Source organism: Pseudoalteromonas sp. SANK 73390, from assembly GCF_054966645.1.
Genome location: NZ_ARPN01000171.1, coordinates 1 through 17824, shown reverse-complemented (window position 1 = coordinate 17824; position 17824 = coordinate 1). Strand labels below are relative to the sequence as shown.

The 17824-nt window shown below is 41.3% G+C and carries 17 protein-coding genes; 3 read left to right on the top strand and 14 right to left on the bottom strand.

Going from position 1 to position 17824, the window contains the following annotated elements:
• Positions 1 to 32: 32 nt before the first annotated feature.
• The 14 genes from SANK73390_RS19290 to leuS form a co-directional block, all read right to left on the bottom strand.
• Entirely contained in the window at positions 33 to 1238 is a 1206-nt protein-coding gene (locus SANK73390_RS19290) for an aromatic amino acid transport family protein (RefSeq protein WP_462767984.1), read from the bottom strand.
• 262 nt (positions 1239 to 1500) lie between these two features.
• On the bottom strand, positions 1501 to 2466 hold the full coding sequence (gene lipA, locus SANK73390_RS19285) for a lipoyl synthase (RefSeq protein ID WP_462767983.1): 966 nt from the start codon (positions 2464 to 2466) through the stop codon (positions 1501 to 1503).
• Complete coding sequence (gene lipB, locus SANK73390_RS19280; protein ID WP_261592464.1) at positions 2463 to 3116, bottom strand: lipoyl(octanoyl) transferase LipB; 654 nt, start codon at positions 3114 to 3116, stop codon at positions 2463 to 2465. Before lipB ends, lipA begins: the two co-directional genes overlap by 4 nt.
• Positions 3117 to 3133: 17 nt before the next feature.
• Positions 3134 to 3412, bottom strand: a complete 279-nt coding sequence (ybeD, locus tag SANK73390_RS19275; RefSeq protein WP_462767982.1) for a DUF493 family protein YbeD — start codon at positions 3410 to 3412, stop codon at positions 3134 to 3136.
• Between the two features lie 151 nt (positions 3413 to 3563).
• Positions 3564 to 4727 (bottom strand): serine hydrolase, encoded by a 1164-nt coding sequence (locus SANK73390_RS19270; RefSeq protein WP_462767981.1) that lies wholly within the window; start codon positions 4725 to 4727, stop codon positions 3564 to 3566.
• 45 nt (positions 4728 to 4772) lie between these two features.
• The gene (locus tag SANK73390_RS19265) at positions 4773 to 5537 is read right to left on the bottom strand and encodes a septal ring lytic transglycosylase RlpA family protein (RefSeq protein WP_462767980.1); all 765 of its coding nucleotides are present in this window, start codon (positions 5535 to 5537) and stop codon (positions 4773 to 4775) included.
• On the bottom strand, positions 5534 to 6643 hold the full coding sequence (rodA, locus tag SANK73390_RS19260; protein WP_261592460.1) for a rod shape-determining protein RodA: 1110 nt from the start codon (positions 6641 to 6643) through the stop codon (positions 5534 to 5536). The genes SANK73390_RS19265 and rodA overlap by 4 nt, the downstream gene beginning before the upstream one ends.
• The gene (mrdA, locus tag SANK73390_RS19255) at positions 6640 to 8508 is read right to left on the bottom strand and encodes a penicillin-binding protein 2 (RefSeq protein ID WP_261592459.1); all 1869 of its coding nucleotides are present in this window, start codon (positions 8506 to 8508) and stop codon (positions 6640 to 6642) included. Before mrdA ends, rodA begins: the two co-directional genes overlap by 4 nt.
• A gap of 11 nt (positions 8509 to 8519) precedes the next feature.
• Complete coding sequence (gene rlmH, locus SANK73390_RS19250) at positions 8520 to 8990, bottom strand: 23S rRNA (pseudouridine(1915)-N(3))-methyltransferase RlmH (RefSeq protein WP_261592458.1); 471 nt, start codon at positions 8988 to 8990, stop codon at positions 8520 to 8522.
• Positions 8991 to 8993: 3 nt separating this feature from the next.
• Positions 8994 to 9311 carry a ribosome silencing factor gene (gene rsfS, locus SANK73390_RS19245; protein WP_261592457.1) on the bottom strand — a complete coding sequence of 106 codons (318 nt, stop codon included), beginning with the start codon at positions 9309 to 9311 and terminating at the stop codon, positions 8994 to 8996.
• 55 nt (positions 9312 to 9366) lie between these two features.
• A complete protein-coding gene (nadD, locus tag SANK73390_RS19240) occupies positions 9367 to 9996 on the bottom strand; it encodes a nicotinate-nucleotide adenylyltransferase (protein WP_462767979.1) in 630 nt (209 codons plus the stop codon).
• A gap of 4 nt (positions 9997 to 10000) precedes the next feature.
• The gene (gene holA, locus SANK73390_RS19235; RefSeq protein WP_462767978.1) at positions 10001 to 11038 is read right to left on the bottom strand and encodes a DNA polymerase III subunit delta; all 1038 of its coding nucleotides are present in this window, start codon (positions 11036 to 11038) and stop codon (positions 10001 to 10003) included.
• On the bottom strand, positions 11038 to 11538 hold the full coding sequence (locus tag SANK73390_RS19230; protein WP_462767977.1) for an LPS-assembly lipoprotein LptE: 501 nt from the start codon (positions 11536 to 11538) through the stop codon (positions 11038 to 11040). Before SANK73390_RS19230 ends, holA begins: the two co-directional genes overlap by 1 nt.
• 1 nt (position 11539) lies before the next feature.
• Positions 11540 to 14128 carry a leucine--tRNA ligase gene (gene leuS / locus SANK73390_RS19225; protein ID WP_462767976.1) on the bottom strand — a complete coding sequence of 863 codons (2589 nt, stop codon included), beginning with the start codon at positions 14126 to 14128 and terminating at the stop codon, positions 11540 to 11542.
• Between the two features lie 173 nt (positions 14129 to 14301).
• Between leuS and SANK73390_RS19220 the strand changes: the two genes are divergently transcribed.
• From SANK73390_RS19220 to SANK73390_RS19210, 3 genes are read left to right on the top strand one after another with little or no spacing between them, the layout of a single operon-like run.
• Positions 14302 to 14760: a zinc ribbon-containing protein gene (locus tag SANK73390_RS19220; protein ID WP_261592452.1), complete on the top strand. Its 459-nt coding sequence runs from the start codon at positions 14302 to 14304 to the stop codon at positions 14758 to 14760.
• A 45-nt stretch (positions 14761 to 14805) separates the two neighbouring features.
• Positions 14806 to 17223 carry a Lon protease family protein gene (locus tag SANK73390_RS19215; RefSeq protein WP_462767975.1) on the top strand — a complete coding sequence of 806 codons (2418 nt, stop codon included), beginning with the start codon at positions 14806 to 14808 and terminating at the stop codon, positions 17221 to 17223.
• Positions 17223 to 17705, top strand: a complete 483-nt coding sequence (locus SANK73390_RS19210; RefSeq protein ID WP_462767974.1) for an FKBP-type peptidyl-prolyl cis-trans isomerase — start codon at positions 17223 to 17225, stop codon at positions 17703 to 17705. The genes SANK73390_RS19215 and SANK73390_RS19210 overlap by 1 nt, the downstream gene beginning before the upstream one ends.
• Positions 17706 to 17824: the final 119 nt, after the last annotated feature.

Below are 17824 nucleotides of genomic sequence, written 5' to 3'. Positions count from 1 at the left end.
AGCAGTTACTGGGTAACTACTTTATTGTATTTTTATCCTAATGACGGGGTAACACCTGTCATTTGTAGTCCTTGCGCTGTGATAATTAAAATACCGCAAAGAGCTGCAACTGCAAGTCCAAGCGTTCCCCCCCTAACTTGGTAGCCAGCTGTTTGTCTACCCTGGCGACGTTGTGACCAAACCATAGCAACAGGTAGAAATACAGCCAATATGACAAGTGCGATTGCAGCGTAGCCAAGTGCCATAATGAACCCTTGTGGATAAAATAATGCAAACCCGAGTGGGGGTAAAAAAGTAATTAGTGCGGTTTTTGCGCGATCAAGTTTGCCATTGCCTTTTTTGAATGCATCAGCAAAGAAATCAAAGAGGCCAAGGCTCACGCCTAGAAAAGATGTTGCTAGTGCCAAGTCTGCAAATATAGTTACAAAAGTACTGATATGAGGATTGTGAGCAATACTGGATATGTTCGTGACAAACCCTGTTAGCCCTTCACTTTGCATTAAACTTTGTTGACTCATTATGCCTTGACTTAAAAGCTGCCAAAAAACGTAGATGGTCAAAGGAAGCGCTGCGCCAAACATCATAACCCGTCGTAACGATTTAATATCAAGCCCTACATATTTCACAATTGATGGTATAGAGCCATGGAAGCCAAAAGAAGTAAAAATAACAGGAATCGCAGAAACGACTAAGCCTTGTTGAATTGGCATATCAAGTAGGTACTTACCGTGCACATAGGGACTTAAAACAAAAAATAAAGTGGCAAGTACTGTAATTTTTATACTAAATAGCACTTTATTGAGCTTATCAACTGTACTGGTGCCAGCAGCTACAACGCTTGCAACTAAGATAGCAAGCAATATGGAGCCAATTTGAGGGGCTACATTAACGCCTAATGCATTGTTAATTTTGTCTTGAAGCTGTGCGCCACCTCCAGCAATATAGGCAGCACATAATGCATAAAATAAGAACACCATGGCGAAGTTGGCAATATATTGCCCGCGCTTTCCTAGTAGAGATTTAGCGAGTGTATTAAGCGTTGCATCAGCACTTGCATACTGGTGGAGTTCAAGCATTAATAAAGCGGTATAGGTCATGAGCAACCAAGACAGTACGATTAATATTAATGCGGTTGCAAAGCCTAAGCCTGCGGATGCAATCGGTAGCGCTAACATTCCTGCACCTATGGTTGTACCTGCAACGATCAGCATACTCCCCAGTGTTTTATTTTTAAGCACAAATTGCTCCTTTATATGTGAGAGAGTTCAGCAAGATATACTGGTGTGTCATAAATTGAAATAGTTTTGCTATAAATCAATGTTAACGATTGTAATCTATGTTTTACGAACGGGTAATTTAAGGCGCAATGACACCGTTTTTTCTAAAGAAGTTAGCGTGAAATTTAGCTCACTAGAATGATTAATGTTTCAATAAAATAGGTATTACACATTTATTAGACACAAAAAAAGCGCCACATGGCGCTTTTTGCTCAAATGAAGTTTACTTCACTTCTTTACCAGCAGCTTGTTGATCTGCGTGATAGCTTGAGCGAACAAATGGCCCAGATGCTGCGTGAGTAAAGCCAATTTCATCAGCATACTCTTTTAAAGCATCAAATTCGGCTGGTGGCACGTATCGCTTTACGGGTAGATGATGCTTAGAAGGCTGCAAATACTGGCCTACGGTGAGCATATCCACATTATGTTCCCGCAAGTCACGGAGTACTTGCTCAATCTCTGAGATTTCTTCACCCAGGCCGACCATTAATCCTGATTTTGTTTTAACTTCAGGGTGTGCTTCTTTAAATCGGCGTAACAATTCTAAAGACCATTTATAATCAGCGCCGGGTCTTGCCAATTTGTATAGGCGTGGTGCTGTTTCTAGGTTGTGATTAAACACATCTGGGGGGGTTTGCGTTAGAATTTCTAGAGCACGGTCCATACGACCACGAAAGTCAGGAACTAAAATTTCAATTGTGATATCAGGATTATGTTTACGAATCGCAGTAATGCAGTCCGCAAAGTGTTGAGCACCACCATCACGTAAGTCATCTCTATCTACAGAAGTAATTACCACATAGCTTAACTTCATATCTTTGATAGTCAGTGCTAACTTTTCAGGCTCTTGGGCATCTGGTTTGAGTGGCCGGCCATGAGCAACATCACAAAATGGACAACGACGCGTACAAATAGCGCCTAAAATCATGAAGGTGGCTGTGCCATGATTAAAGCATTCAGAAAGGTTTGGACAAGATGCCTCCTCACATACTGAGTGCAAGCCGTGTTTACGCATAGCATGTTTTATACCGTCGATACGCTCACTTGATTTTGGTAAACGGATCTTTAACCAATCAGGCTTACGTAGCATTTCTTGTCGTTCTGTAGGAAGTATTTTAACGGGGATCAATGCCATTTTTTCAGCATCTCGAAGTTTTACCCCTGGCTCCATTTTTACTGGTTTACTCATTCGTTTTCAAACCCTAGTGTTTGCTCAACAGACTCTGCACTGAGACGTTTTAGCATGTGTTTGACTAACCCATTGGCGACTTCTTCCATTGAGTCTGGGCCATTTAATTCGCTTGTTTGTACCATGTTCATTCCGGCATAGCCACATGGATTAATCCTTAAGAATGGAGACATATCCATGTTTACATTCAGTGCTAAGCCGTGAAAAGAGCAGCCCCGGCGTACTCGTAACCCTAAAGACGCAATTTTACTCTCATTGACGTACACACCCGGTGCGTCTGCTTTTGCGTAAGCTATGATGTTGTACTCTTCAAGACAGTCGATAATGCACTGTTCTAGCCAAGTAACAAGCTCTCGAACACCAATTTTTAAACGGCGTAAGTTAAACAATACATACATCATTTGCTGACCGGGGCCATGGTAAGTAACTTGACCACCACGGTCGACCTTGATTACTGGGATATCGCCTGGCGCGAGTAAATGCTCCTCTTTACCTGCCTGACCTTGGGTGAATACACTATCGTGTTCAACTAGCCAGATCTCATCAGCGCTATTATCATCGCGTTTATCGGTGTAAGTTTGCATTTTTTGCCAAATTGGCTCGTAGCTACGTCGACCTAACTGGCGCACAATTACTTTATATTGGCTCATATTCTTAGCTGTGCTCATTAAAGTACGTAACGTACGTCTTCCAATGAGCCAATATCGGTGTAAATTTGCTCAATTTGCTCTTTTGATGTCACTGTGGCAACTACGGTGATAGATTCATATGTCCCTTTGCTACTAGGCTTAACTTTTGGCACATAGTCACCTGGTGCAATTGCTTGGAGTTTAGTTAACACTTGGTCCGTAAGGTTCACATTTGCCACACCCATGATTTTAAAGGTGAACGGGCATGGGAAGTCTAAGTACTCGTCAAACTTAGTATTTTCTACTGGCTTTACCACAACGGTGTCCTCACTATTAGAACGGGCTTGCTGATTTGCAAGTTGAACTCATTAGGTTAGGTTCTCTAACCGAACATAATGGCGGCATTCTACCATTTTTGTGATAAAAAAAAACGCCTCACGAAGGAGGCGTTTATTTATACTTTTTAAATTATTGGGCGATCTGTAAACGTAAATAGTCGTAAATCTTAGAAAAGAAGCTACCCTCTGCAACTTCTTCAAGTGTAACAAGGGGGTATTGAGCAATTTCTTCACCTTCAAGCTGTAAAAACAAAGTACCGACTTTGCTGCCCTTTTCAAGTGGTGCTTCAAGTGTTTTATCTAGCTCAAAGTTTGCTTTTAGGTTTTTACGTTGTCCACGGGGAATCGTAATTGGCGTATCTTGTAAAATACCTAATGATACTGTCTCTTGACTCCCCATCCAAATACGTTGTTCAACAAAGCTATCACCTGCTTTATACGGTGTGATTGTCTCATAAAATCTAAAGCCGTAGTTCAACAACTTTTTACTTTCAACCTTACGAGCTCGTTCACTCGCTGTACCCATGACCACGGCAATTAAGCGCATATCATCTTTGGTTGCTGACGTTACTAGACTATAGCCTGCCTCAGATGTGTGGCCGGTTTTTATGCCATCAACATCTAAACTCGCATCCCAAAGCAGCGTATTACGGTTATATTGTTTTATGCCATTAAAGGTAAAAGACTTTTCTTTGTATATTGCATATTCATCTGGCACATCACGGATAAGTGCTGCACTAAGCGTGGCCATATCTCTAGGAGTTGTATAGTGTTGATCAGTATCTAGTCCATGACTATTTATAAAGTGGCTATTGCTCATACCTAATTTTTCTGCGTGTGCATTCATTAAATCAGCAAAAGCACTTTCACTGCCAGCGATGTGCTCAGCAAGGGCTACGCAGGCATCATTACCTGATTGAATAATGACTCCACGGTTGAGGTCATCTACGCTTACTTGTTTACCTACTTCGATAAACATTTTTGAAGACTCAGGAAAGTTTTTAGCCCATGCTTTTTCACTGATGGTTACCATATCACTAGGAGCAATATTACCTGCATTTATTTCAGTTCCTATTACGTAACTGGTCATCATTTTAGTTAAGCTAGCAGGCGCTAATTTAGTATCGGCTTCGCCTTGAGCAACCACTTTGCCAGTTGTAAAGTCAACTAAAAAATAACCTTTAGCGTTAACTTGAGGCGGGGATGGCAGTATTTGTGCGTTGGCAGCAAAAATCGAGGCGCAGCACACTAGGCCACAAATTTGAGTAATAAATTTTGATTTTAATAAAGTCATTATGCTCGCAATTTTGGTTAAGTTAGTCAGCGTCACCGCAATATTCTAAAGTTGTTGATCACTATAAAGCAAGAAGGCTTGGATGAATTCACCTTTTCGCAAGTTATTTAGTACAGATTGTGCGTGTTTATCACTTTCCATTGGCCCTAATCGTAGTTTATATAATCCATTTTCCAATGTGATGACATTATCAAGCGCCATTTTTTGTTCTAATGCGTGAGCGATGGCTTGTATTTTATCTAATTGGCTACCTGCTGCTACTTGAATGTAAGTTAAACGTGGCGTTTGGCGCTCAAGAGTAATGGCTTCTACCTTAACTTTAGCTGTACCATTTAAGTGATATCCTAGTTTGTATGCTGCCGCGTAAGATAGGTCAATAAGTCGGTCATCATGAAAAGGACCTCGGTCATTGACTCTCACTATGGCACTTTTTCCGTTGTCTAGGTTGGTTACTTTAACAAAGCTTGGAAGGGGTAAGGTTTTATGAGCGGCTGTCATATCAAACATATTGAAAATTTCACCATTTGATGTGTGATAGCCATGAAACTTTCTGCCATACCATGACGCGACCCCTTCCATAAGGTAGCCTTTTTCATCTGACATTGGTGTATAGCGTTTGCCTAGAACTGAATAAGGGCGACCAGCGCTAACACTTTTTGCTTCATTGGTTACAACAGCATCTTGCATTTCAAGCTCTGTAGGGGCTCTTAGCGGTGCTTTATCGTGTTTTATATGGTAGCGATTGCTACAGGCGTTTAGCAGTACTAGGCAAATAAAACACCAGCCAAGTTGTAACAGCACTTTATTCATGACTTTAAAAGCATCCTCTTATCTGTTGCAATAGCCATAATAATGCCAAAGCCTGCCATTAAGGTTACCATTGATGTTCCACCGTAACTAATCAGCGGTAAAGGGACGCCTACGACAGGGAGTAACCCTGAAACCATACCAATATTAACAAAGACATACACAAAGAATGTTAGGGTGAGCGCACCTGCTAATAGTTTACTAAATGCATCTTGTGCATTTACTGCAATATACAGGCCTCGACCAATTATAAATAGATAAACGCTCAATAGCATGACAACACCAAATAAACCAAACTCTTCACTTAGTACAGAGAAAATAAAGTCAGTATGCCTTTCAGGTAAAAACTCTAACTGAGACTGAGTACCTTGTAACCAGCCTTTGCCTTCTACGCCACCTGAGCCAATGGCTATTTTGGATTGAATGATGTGATAACCAGCCCCAAGTGGGTCGCTTTCAGGGTTTAGAAACGTCAATACTCGTTGTTTTTGATATGCATGCATACCATAATGCCAAAATGCCAACCCCGCAGGGCCTGCCAATAGCGTAAACATACCAATGAGGCGCCAACTAAGGCCAGATAAAAATAGAACAAAAATACCTGAACTGGCAATTAAAATTGAAGTGCCTAAATCAGGCTGCTCTTTTATTAAAAAAGTTGGCACAATGACGATTGTAAAGCCGACCAGTAGATTCCAAATAGACGGTGGCAGGCGATGTTGACCAATGTACCAAGCAACCATCATCGGTACAGCTATTTTCATTATTTCTGAGGGTTGGAATCGTGTAACACCTAAATCTAGCCAGCGTTGAGCCCCTTTACTACTGACACCAACAAACAGTACAGCAACTAACATACCGAGTCCCACTAAGTACATGGGTATGACAATCCGTTTTAACGTATTTGGAGAAAGTTGTGCCATAAAAAAAAGGGCAATAACAGCACCTGCCATGCGCGTAGCATGGCGAAGCATCATATTGGTATCTTGACCACTGGCGCTATACACAATTGTCAGGCTACCTAACATCATTAACACTAATGCCAATAGTAAAGGCCAATCTAAATGAACTTTTTGCCAAATGGTGCGTTTATTATGCAGCGGTGTCATTGTGAGTCCGTATCGAGAGGGTAAGCAGAAAAGTAATAGTCCATCATCTGACGTGCTATGGGTGCTGCAATCGTGCTACCGCCAGCTTTTTGATTCTCAACGACGACAGCAACGACTATTTGCGGGTCATTAAATGGTGCAAAACCGGTATAAACCGCATTATCTCTATGACGTTCTTTAAGCTTCTTAGCATCATATTTTTCGCCTTGGGCGATACTGACAACCTGTGCTGTGCCAGTTTTTCCCGCTGGGTCATATGTTGCGCCTTTAAATGCACTGCGTGCAGTTCCTCTGATAACTGTATTATGCATCGCATCCAATGCAATTTGCCAATGATGTGGGTTTTTGAGTTGAACCGGGGGCTTTTCCTCTGTGAACAAATGTGTCACTGCCTCTTCCTGTTTAGCTACTTGCACTAAGTGAGGTTGTCGGTGAGCTCCTTTATTAACTAAAATGCTTACCGAGTTGGCTATTTGAATGGGTGTTGCTGTCCAATAGCCTTGTCCGATACCAACAGAAATAGTGTCACCTGGCCACCAGTTTTCTTTGAAGCGAGCCCGTTTCCATTCTACTGTGGGTAGTATTGCTGCAGTTTCTTCATGAATGTCGATACCAGATAAGTCGCCAAAGCCAAATTGGTCCATAAAATTAGCAATTTTACTTATGCCGAGCTTATAGGCAATGCGATAGTAATAAGTGTCACAAGACTCTTCAATGGCTGTATAAACGTCTACATGGCCATGACCCCAACGTTTCCAGTCTCGCCATTTATGATCAACGTTTGGAATTTGAAAAAATCCAGGGTCCCAAATTGTAGAGTCTTCTGTTACCAAGCCTTCTTCTAAGCCCAGAATTGCTAAGTGGGGCTTTATTGTAGACGCTGGAGGATAGCGGCCTTGTGTTACACGGTTAATAAGTGGTCTATCTTCATTTAGCAGCTGCTTGTAATTCTCACTACTTATGCCATGTACAAATAGGTTTGGGTCGTAACTGGGATTTGAGTACAACGCTAAAATTCCCCCGTCTTTTGGGTCGATAGCAATTACAGCCCCTCGGGTATCTTTTAATGCATGTTGTACTATTTGCTGTAGGCCGATGTCCAAAGTTAACACCAGGTCTTGTCCTGGAATAGGTGGCTCTACACTTAAAGTGCGTAATACTCTGCCACGGTTGTTTACTTCTACACGCTGTGAGCCAACGGTCCCATGAAGTTGTTGTTCATAGTATTTTTCTATACCAAGTTTGCCAATATCATAGGTTGCGCGATAATTGGTATCTCGCTCTTGGCGTTCAAGTTCTGCCAACTCGGTTTTGTTGAGTTTTGCGACATAACCCAGTGCATGAGTAAGTGTATCGCCATATGGGTAGTAACGAGACAAGCGCGCTTCAACACTAAAACCAGGGAATTTATGCTGATTAACCGAAAAAACAGCTACCTCCTTTTCGTTTAAGCGAGCTTTAAGTATCTGACTTTTAAAGCGACGGTTGTTGCTAATATCTTCTATGAAATCACTTATTTGCTGCTCGGAAATTGCAAGTAACTGGCTAATTTGTGAGAGGCTTTTGTTTAGATCTTTAACATCTTCAGGTACGACTTCTAAATTATAGACTGGGCGGTTTTCAGCCAGCAACACACCATTTCGATCGTAGATTAACCCACGGTTAGGTGCGATAGGAATGACTTTTATACGGTTATCATTTGAGCGAGTTTTGTAAGTATCGAAGTCAACAACTTGAAGGTTATAGACATTCATTATTAAAATGCCGATTAAAGAAACTACAAAAACAAATCCAATGAAAGCTCGACGAGCAAACAAATTTGCTTCGGCTGAATGGTCACGGATCGTAGGCCTTCTTTTTAGCATTTTTTAGTTAACTACTCTCTATGATAAGGGTGATTGTTGTTTAAGCTCCATCCACGATAGAGACTTTCTGCAACAATAATACGTACTAAAGGATGTGGTAGCGTTAAATTAGACAGCGACCACTTTTGCTCTGAGGCTGCAATGCACTCAGGTGCTAAGCCCTCCGGCCCGCCAATCAATAAACTAATGTCCCGACCATCTAATTGCCACTTTTGCATATGATTAGCAAGTTGATGCGTATCCCAAGGATTACCTGTAACTTCAAGCGTTACAATGCGATTCCCTTTAGGGATAGCAGCAAGGGTTTTTTCACCTTCAATGTGTAAGATGCGTTTTATATCTGCATTTTTGCCGCGTTTACCTGCTGGGATCTCGATAAGTTCCAGTGCCATATCTTTGGGAAAACGACGTTGGTACTCTTTGAAACCTGTTTCAACCCAAGCGGGCATTTTCGTCCCTACAGCGACTAACTGAATTTTCAAAGCTTAGCCCCAAAGTTTCTCAAGGTCATATAAACTACGAGTTTGATCTTGCATAACGTGCACAACAACGTCACCTAAATCAACCAATGCCCACTCGCCAATATCTAGCCCTTCTTGACCCATAGGCTCCTCACCTGCATGGCGCGCCTCTTTGGCAACGTGATCAGCAATGGATTGGACATGACGTTTTGAGTTTCCAGAGCAGATAACTAAATAATCTGTCACAGAAGATATATCACGTACATCTAGTTTAACAACATCGCGGGCTTTCATATCATCCACTTTGTCTAAGGCAAAGTCTAAAAGTTGTTCAGAATTCAAGTTTGTTTCTCTTCACTAAATAAAATAATCGGCGATTCTAACACAGCTCAAAGGCTTATTCAGCATACAGGTGATACTCATTAATGTAGTCTATGACCCTACTGTTGAGTAAATGTTTCATATTTTCACTATTTTTTATGCGCTTACGTATATCGCTTGATGCTGCATTAAAGGTACTACCGGTTAAAAAGTAACATAACCCACCAATTTGCTGGTTGAGTGCTTCGATATGTGAAGTTTTTGAAACTTTTAAATATTGCGCCAGTTTTGCTTGATTTGATAGGCGCTCGTAAGGGCGTTGGTAAACGATGATGTGGCAAAGCGAGGTGATTTCTTGCCATTCAAACCAACTGGGTAAGCTATTAAATGAATCCATACCCATTAAAAATAGCAAAGGGGTATTAGGGTGTTCAGCGCGACATTCCTTTAGACTTAATAAAGAATACGATGGGCCTTGTCTACTTATCTCCCTATGGTCTATTGAAAACTTTGTGTTGTCTTTTATAGCCAGAGATAGCATTGCTAAACGGTGCGCATCTGTAATGCCAGGTTGCATTTTATGAACTGGCACGGCGCAGGGTAAAAAATACAGTTGTGTTAGTTTTAATTCTTCGACGCACTGATGTGCCATATTTAAATGACCAAGGTGAATTGGGTCGAAGGTTCCGCCAAATAAAGCAATCATAATGCTAATTAATGTGTTGGTAAGGAAGTTGAAACTCAATAGGCTGGCAAAATGACAAGGCGATATGTGCCAGAGCCTGATAGGGTGATACTAATTGTGCTCGTTTATATGCCACATCAAACTGTGCTAGCAATAGGATTATCTGTTCAATGTGTGCCAAGGTGAGCCGCTCAACAGCCTGTGATGTTGCGGCTTGTTGGTTTTTCCATATGCCGTTTTGTTTAAACAATTGGCTTATATTCTGGCCCTGCTGTAACCCTTGTTTTAAGTCTCGTAAGGTTTGCGCTTCTTTGTTTAAGTTCCAAACAATGCTTGTCGGCTCCACATTGTCACTGGCAAGTTTAAGCATAACCTTGATAATCTGCTTTGTATTGCCATTGAGTAGGGCGCTATTTAAGTCGAAAATATCAAATTTAGCTTGGTTAAGCAGGCCTGTTAATACCTGAGTCTGATCAATTGGATCTGACTTATAAAGTAAAGACAGTTTTTCAAGTTCTTGATGTGTGGCTAGCAAGTTACCTTCGGTTGCATGTAGTAAACTGCGTTTTGCATCATGCGCTAAATTCAACTTTAATCTTTTACATTGTTCATCAAGCCAGCGTGCTAAGTGGTTACCAGTCAGTGGATAACATGGGACAAAAACACCCTGTTTATCTAGCGCTTTAAACCAAGCGCTACGCTGTATATCCTGTCCTGCTTTGGCACCTTTTACAATGATTATGACATCAGGGTTTGGCTGTTCGGTCAAAAGCTTAAAAGCTTGGCTTCCCTGAGTACCTGGTTTTTGCTGGTTTAAATCAAATTCAATGAGGGTACGGGCACTAAACAGCGACATGCTGTTATATTGGGCGATTAGCTCTTGCCAATCAAAGCCAGATAACAAAGTGAATTTAATGACTTCATCAAACCCTTGTTTTTTTGCAGTGTGTTTGATTTGCTGTACACAGCTGGCTTCTTGGTAAGGCTCTTCGCCAAACACCATATAAAATGGTGCTAATGTTTGCTTTAGTTGGTTACTTAGTTGATTGGCATAGTAGCGCATTACAGTTGTGACAACTCGCGGACAATACGTTTGCTTGCTAATTGGCGCAGTTCATTGAGTAATAAATCAAGTTCCTTGGATTTTGCCAGAGCGTTATCTGGGTCGTCCTTATAATTGCGATATAACTCAAAACTTTGTTCTATTGGTTCTTGATTTGGACGGGTTAACCGATAAGAGACGCCATAAGAAAGCTGATACTGCGCAACCTGACCATTTTTAAACAAGCTCAGTGTTTGCTTATCTAAAGTATCACGGTATAGATGCAGTTTAGCTATTTGACTATTGTTTTGTTGTTCAGTGGTGAGCGTCACTTTGGCTTGTTGTAAGTCGTCAACTAGCAGCTCATAAAGCTGAGCGCGAGTATCATCTCCACTTAGCTGCAATGTGCGCATTTCAATAGGGAGGTAAGAGGCTTTCTTTAAATGAAAGCCACAGCTAGATAACAAAACACAGACTAGCGCAAGCGCTAATCCGTGTTTGATAAAAGCACTAAAGCGCATCTTAGTTTGCTACCACGTTAAGGAGCTTACCTGGCACATAAATCACTTTACGAATTGTTTTATCATCAGTGAACTTGGTGACGTTCTCTTCTGCAAATGCGATTGCTTCAACCTGCTCTTGTGTTGCATCTGCGGCAACGGTTAGTTTGGCGCGCAGCTTGCCATTAACTTGCACAATAATCAGCTTCTCATCTTCAACTAATGCTGACTCATCAACATTTGGCCAAGCAGCATCGAGAATATCTGACTCAAAGCCAAGTTCAGCCCAAAGCTCATGACACATATGTGGTGCAATTGGGGCAAGCATAATGACGATGGCGTGCAGTGCTTCATTTGCAATGGCAATATCTTGCGTATCTTTAAGGGGCGCTTTAGCCAACTTATTCGATAGCTCCATGATTGCGGCAATTGCAGTATTGAATGTTTGACGACGTGATAAATCATCAGTGACTTTTGCGATGGCTTTGTGTACTTCACGACGCAATACTTTTTGATTGCTATTTAATGCACTTGTGTCTAATTCAGCTTTACCTGTCGCGTTAACGTCCACTGCATATTTCCAAACACGTTTAAGGAAGCGATGTGCGCCTTCAACGCCTGAATCTGACCATTCTAACGTTTGCTCCGGCGGTGCGGTAAACATCATAAATAAGCGAACTGTATCAGCACCGTACTGTTTGATAACAGTTTGTGGATCAATACCATTATTCTTCGACTTTGACATTTTACTCATGCCTGATGAGAATACCGGCTGGCCGTCATCTTTGTGCCAAGCCTTTGTAACACGACCTTTGTCGTCTGTTTCTGTTTCTACATCAGTGGGTGAGATCCAGATATCACCGCCTTTTTCATCTTTACGGTAGAAGGTTTCTGCTAATACCATACCTTGGCACAGTAAACGCTCAAATGGCTCATCTGAGTTTACTAGTCCAAAATCACGTAATAGTTTATGGAAAAAGCGAGAATATAATAGGTGTAAAATAGCATGCTCGATTCCACCAATGTATTGGTTTACTGGTAACCAGTAATTTGCAGCGCCGGGTTCTAACATTCCTTCGTCATAGCGAGGGCTACAGTAGCGTGCGTAATACCAAGATGATTCCATAAAGGTATCGAAAGTATCCGTTTCATGAAAAGCAGCCGCACCATTAACGGTGGTTTTTGCCCATTCAGGGTCTGCTTTGATTGGTGATGTTACCCCATTCATAACTACGTCTTCAGGTAAGCGTACTGGCAGCATATCCCCAGTTGCAGCAATCTCTTTGCCATTTTCATCGCTTAGCATTGGAATTGGAGAGCCCCAATAACGCTGACGACTAACTCCCCAATCTCTTAGACGGAAGTTGACTTTACGTTTACCTGCACTTTGTGCTTCTAGTTTGTCTGCAATAGCCTCAAAAGCGGCTTTAAATGATAACCCATCAAATTCACCTGAATTGATTAATATGCCTTTTTCAGTAAATGCTTCTGTATTGATGTCGGCTGTTAATTCAGAACCTTGTTCAGGCGCAATAACTTGTTTTATCTCAAGGCCATATGCTGTAGCAAATTCAAAGTCACGTTGGTCGTGTCCTGGTACGGCCATTACGGCACCAGAGCCGTAATCCATCAATACAAAGTTAGCAACCCAAATTGGCACTTCTTTGCCTGTTAATGGGTGAATCGCTTTAAAACCCGTATCAATACCTTTTTTGTCCATTGTTGCCATATCAGCTTCAGCAACTTTGGTGTTTTTACACTCTTCTACAAAAGCGGCGATAGCGGCATTATTTTTCGCGGCTTCTTGTGCGATGGGGTGACCTGCGGCAACACCAACATAAGTTACACCCATAAAGGTATCTGGGCGCGTTGTGTAAATTGTAAATACGTCGCTATTATCTGCGCGTTTAAAGTCTATTTCTAAGCCTTCAGAGCGACCAATCCAATTACGTTGCATGGTTTTAACTTGTTCAGGCCAATCGTCTAACTTGTCTAAATCATCAAGTAGCTCTTGGGCATAATCAGTGATTTTAATAAACCATTGTGGGATCTCTTTTTGCTCAACCACCGCGCCAGAACGCCATCCTTTACCGTCAATAACTTGCTCATTGGCAAGTACTGTTTGGTCTACTGGGTCCCAGTTTACGGTGGACATTTTTTTATAAACGAGACCTTTTTCATACAATTTTGTGAAAAACCACTGCTCCCATTTATAGTATTCAGGGTGACAAGTGGCTATTTCACGATCCCAATCATAGCCAAAGCCAAGTTGCTTTAATTGGTCGCGCATATAATCAATATTTTCGTAGGTCCATTTAGCAGGCGCTGTATTATTTTTAATGGCGGCATTTTCAGCGGGTAGACCAAACGCATCCCAACCCATAGGTTGCATAACGTTTTTACCTTGCAAGCGTTGAAAGCGAGAAACTACATCACCAATAGTGTAGTTACGAACGTGACCCATGTGCAGTCGACCACTTGGGTATGGAAACATTGAGAGGCAGTAATACTTCTCTTTGCTCTCGTCTTCGACAACTTTAAATGTCTTATTTTGTTCCCAGTACTGTTGGACTTTTGACTCTATGTCTTGCGGGTTATATTGCTCTTGCATCTACGTTTCCAGACTTCTTGCAAATTGATAGAAAATTGCCCGATAGCATACCCGAAAAAAGCATTGATTCACAGTAGCTACAGCGCATTTTTAAGCATTTGAGTCAAGCATAAAACAACAACGCTTACCTCATAAGCTATAGTTAAGTTAATACAGCAAAAACGGAGTATGGCATGTCAAGTTACAAATCATGGCTTAGCCAATTTATTGATTGGGTTAATGATGTTAAAGATCATGAGGTAGATGATTTAGTTGAGAAATTCATTGAACATCAGAGTGCTTTAAAGCAGTTATCACAAGAGAAACTGGCATTGTACAAAAGTTATCTAAACCGAGATTTAGCGCATCTTAAAGAACACCAAAAGTATTATGATGATTTGGCATGGCAAGAGCTAAAGGCATCTATATGGTATGAATTGGCGCAGTTAGAGGATAGAACTCAGTTAGAGTGGCAAGCATTGGTGCAAGACTTCAACCACAAAGGTACATACAAGTGCGGAGAATGGATAGCCATGGGGCAATTAGTATGTAAGAATTGCGACAATAAATTGGATGTATTTTACGCCAGTGAAATTATGTCCTGCTCAGAGTGTGGGCATGATGAGTTTATACGTAAAGCATTATCCCCATAAAACCTAGCTTGATAGTAGTTAGCGTTTAGAAATAAGAAGTTAGGAATGACCAAAAAAATATCACCATTGTTAACCGACGCGCTTGCGCCGTCGGTGTCTGTTTCTCATGTGCAATCATGCATGCAAAATCCGTATCCAGAAGCGCTCCCCTTTATTGGTCAACAACGCGCACAAAGTGCCTTAGATTTTGCGTTGGGTATGGAGTTGCCTGGGTATAATGTATTTGTTATGGGTGAAGCTGCGCTTGGCCGTTTTACCATGGTCAAAGACAAACTCGAGGCACATAGTAAAACTCGACAAACGCCTAAAGAGTGGTTGTATGTAAATAATTACGATGATCACCGAGAGCCCATCGCCATGTTTATGCAAGCAGGTCAAAGTAAAGAGCTTGAAGATGATATTGATGAGTTTTTAGACGAGGTGGCAGATACATTTCCTGCTGCATTTGATAATCCTGGTTATCAACGGAAAAAGAAGTCCATAGACCGAGATTTCGATAATAAATATAACGCTGCTTTAACGGCGGTAGAACAGTTGGCAGCAGACAAAAGTGTCGCGTTATTAGAAGAAAGTAACTTGGTGGGGTTTGCTCCTGTCGTTGATGGTAAGCAGTTAAACGATAATGAGTTTGCTGCGCTTGATGAGGAGCTTCAGTCGCACTTTATAGATGCCATTGAAAAGTTAGAAGATGCTTTAATTGAAGCGTTAATAGAGTTACCTCGCTGGAAAAGAGAATCTTCAGAAACGCTTCGGAACTTGAAAAAATCTACTGTAGAAATGGCGACCAAGCCTCTGTTACGTACCTTAGAACATAAATATGCCAGTCACATTGGGGTGGTGCGTTATCTCAAAGATTTACGTACTGAAATAGTGGATGCAGTACTTGAGTGGTTAGATGATGACGCCAGCAGTGAAGAAAACAAAGACGACTTTGATTCTAAAGGTATGCTGAGTGACTTCTTTGCACCAAATATTTTAGTTGAATATAAAGATGGCGACCCAGCCCCTGTGGTGTATGAACCAAACCCTACCTTTGGTAACATTTTTGGTAAAGTTGAATATGCCACATCGCAGGGCACGTTGATCACAAGCTACCGCTCCATTCAAGCAGGGGCATTGCATCGTGCTAATGGTGGTTACTTAATAATGGATGCTGAAAAGGTACTTGCAAACCCACAAGTATGGGATGGCCTTAAGCTTTCATTAAAAACCCATCAAATTAAAAATGACTTACCTTATCAAGATAATTCTGTGGGGAGTAGCTTTACACTTAAACCGCAGCTTATTCCGCTTGATGTTAAAATTATTTTGTTGGGCTCACGTGACTTGTATTACACCATCGGTGAGTATGATGAAGAGTTTGCAGAGTTGTTTCGAGTACTAGCTGATTTTGATTATTACTTACCAAGCTCAGATAAAATGCAATATCAGTTTGTGACTAAGGTTCAAGAGTATGCCAATAGCACTTTGAATTGCACGTTGACGGAGCAAGCATTTGTTCGCTTGCTTAAATTTAGTTACCGACAGGCTGAGCACCATACTAAGCTATCTGCGCGTTTTGCGGATGTGCTTGAACTTGTTGCGGAAGCTAGCTTTTATGCCAAACAAGATAATGTGACGACAATTGATGCTGAACATATTGACGAAGCGGTAGCTGGCAAGCAATACCGTACCGGTCAATTAAGCGAAAATATGCTCAGTGATATACAAGAAGGGCATACGCTTATAGCCACATCTGGTAAAGCAGTAGGCAAAGTGAATGGCTTAACTGTATTACATATAGGTGATACTGCCTTTGGTACGCCTGCACGTATTACCGCGACCGTTTATGCAGGTGCTGACGGGGTTATAGACGTTGAACGAGAAGCTGAACTTGGTAAGGCAATTCACTCTAAAGGGGTGATGTTATTAACAGGGTATCTAGGTAATAAATATGCGCAAGATTTTGCGCTCACACTCAGTGCTAATATCGCAATAGAACAAAGTTATGGCTATATTGATGGAGACAGTGCTTCGCTTGCTGAGCTTTGTGGTCTTATCTCGGCGATAACAAAATTACCTATTAATCAGTCTCTTGCGTTAACTGGTTCTATTAACCAGCATGGCGAAGTGCAGGCGGTTGGTGGTGTAAATGAAAAAATTGAAGGTTTCTTCAAGTTATGCAAAATGAGAGGATTAACCAGTGAGCAAGGAGTGATTATTCCTAATTCAAACAGAGTAAATTTGGTGCTAGATGATGAAATTGTTGATGCTGTTGCAGCAGGTAAGTTTAATATCTATGCGGTTGAGAGTGTGGATGAAGCATTAACCCTTTTAATAGACAAACCTGCGGGTAAGTTAAAAGAGGGAAGCTACCCTTCAGGCAGTATTAATGCGTTGGCTCTGGCGCGATTGCAACATATTGCTAATGTGGTTAATGGCGAAGATAAAGACGATGACAACGTAAAAGAGAAGGATGCCTAATGTCTACTACTAACATTGTTTTATTAGTTGTTATTTTGCTTATAGCGGGGTTTGTGTACAAACAGTCTAAACAGCAAAAACAATCTGCGACTTTTAACCGCAAAGCGGCAGAAGCATTTTTAGCGCAAAATGCAGATAAGCCTAATATGCAAATCACAGAGTCAGGGCTGCAATATGAGGTGCTTACGCAAGGCAGTGGTGAAGTGCATCCAATAGCCACAAGCAAAGTTAAAGTGCATTATCATGGCACTTTAGCTGATGGCTCAGTATTTGACAGCTCAGTGTTGCGTGATAGCCCTATCAGTTTTGGCCTAAATCAGGTGATCCCAGGTTGGACAGAAGGGGTTCAGTTAATGAAAGAGGGCGATAAATTTCGCTTTTATATCGGACCTGATTTGGGTTATGGCGATAGGGCCGCAGGTAAAATAGAGCCTGGTTCACTGCTTATTTTTGAAGTAGAGTTGTTGGCAATCGAGTCTTAACCAAACGAAATATGATATTGATTTAAAGCTTAAGTTTGCTTAACCAGAATTAAAGTTACTTATTTCATAACTTAGGCTTTTAAATTACGTGTAATTAGGGGCTGTTGATCTTTGCTGTA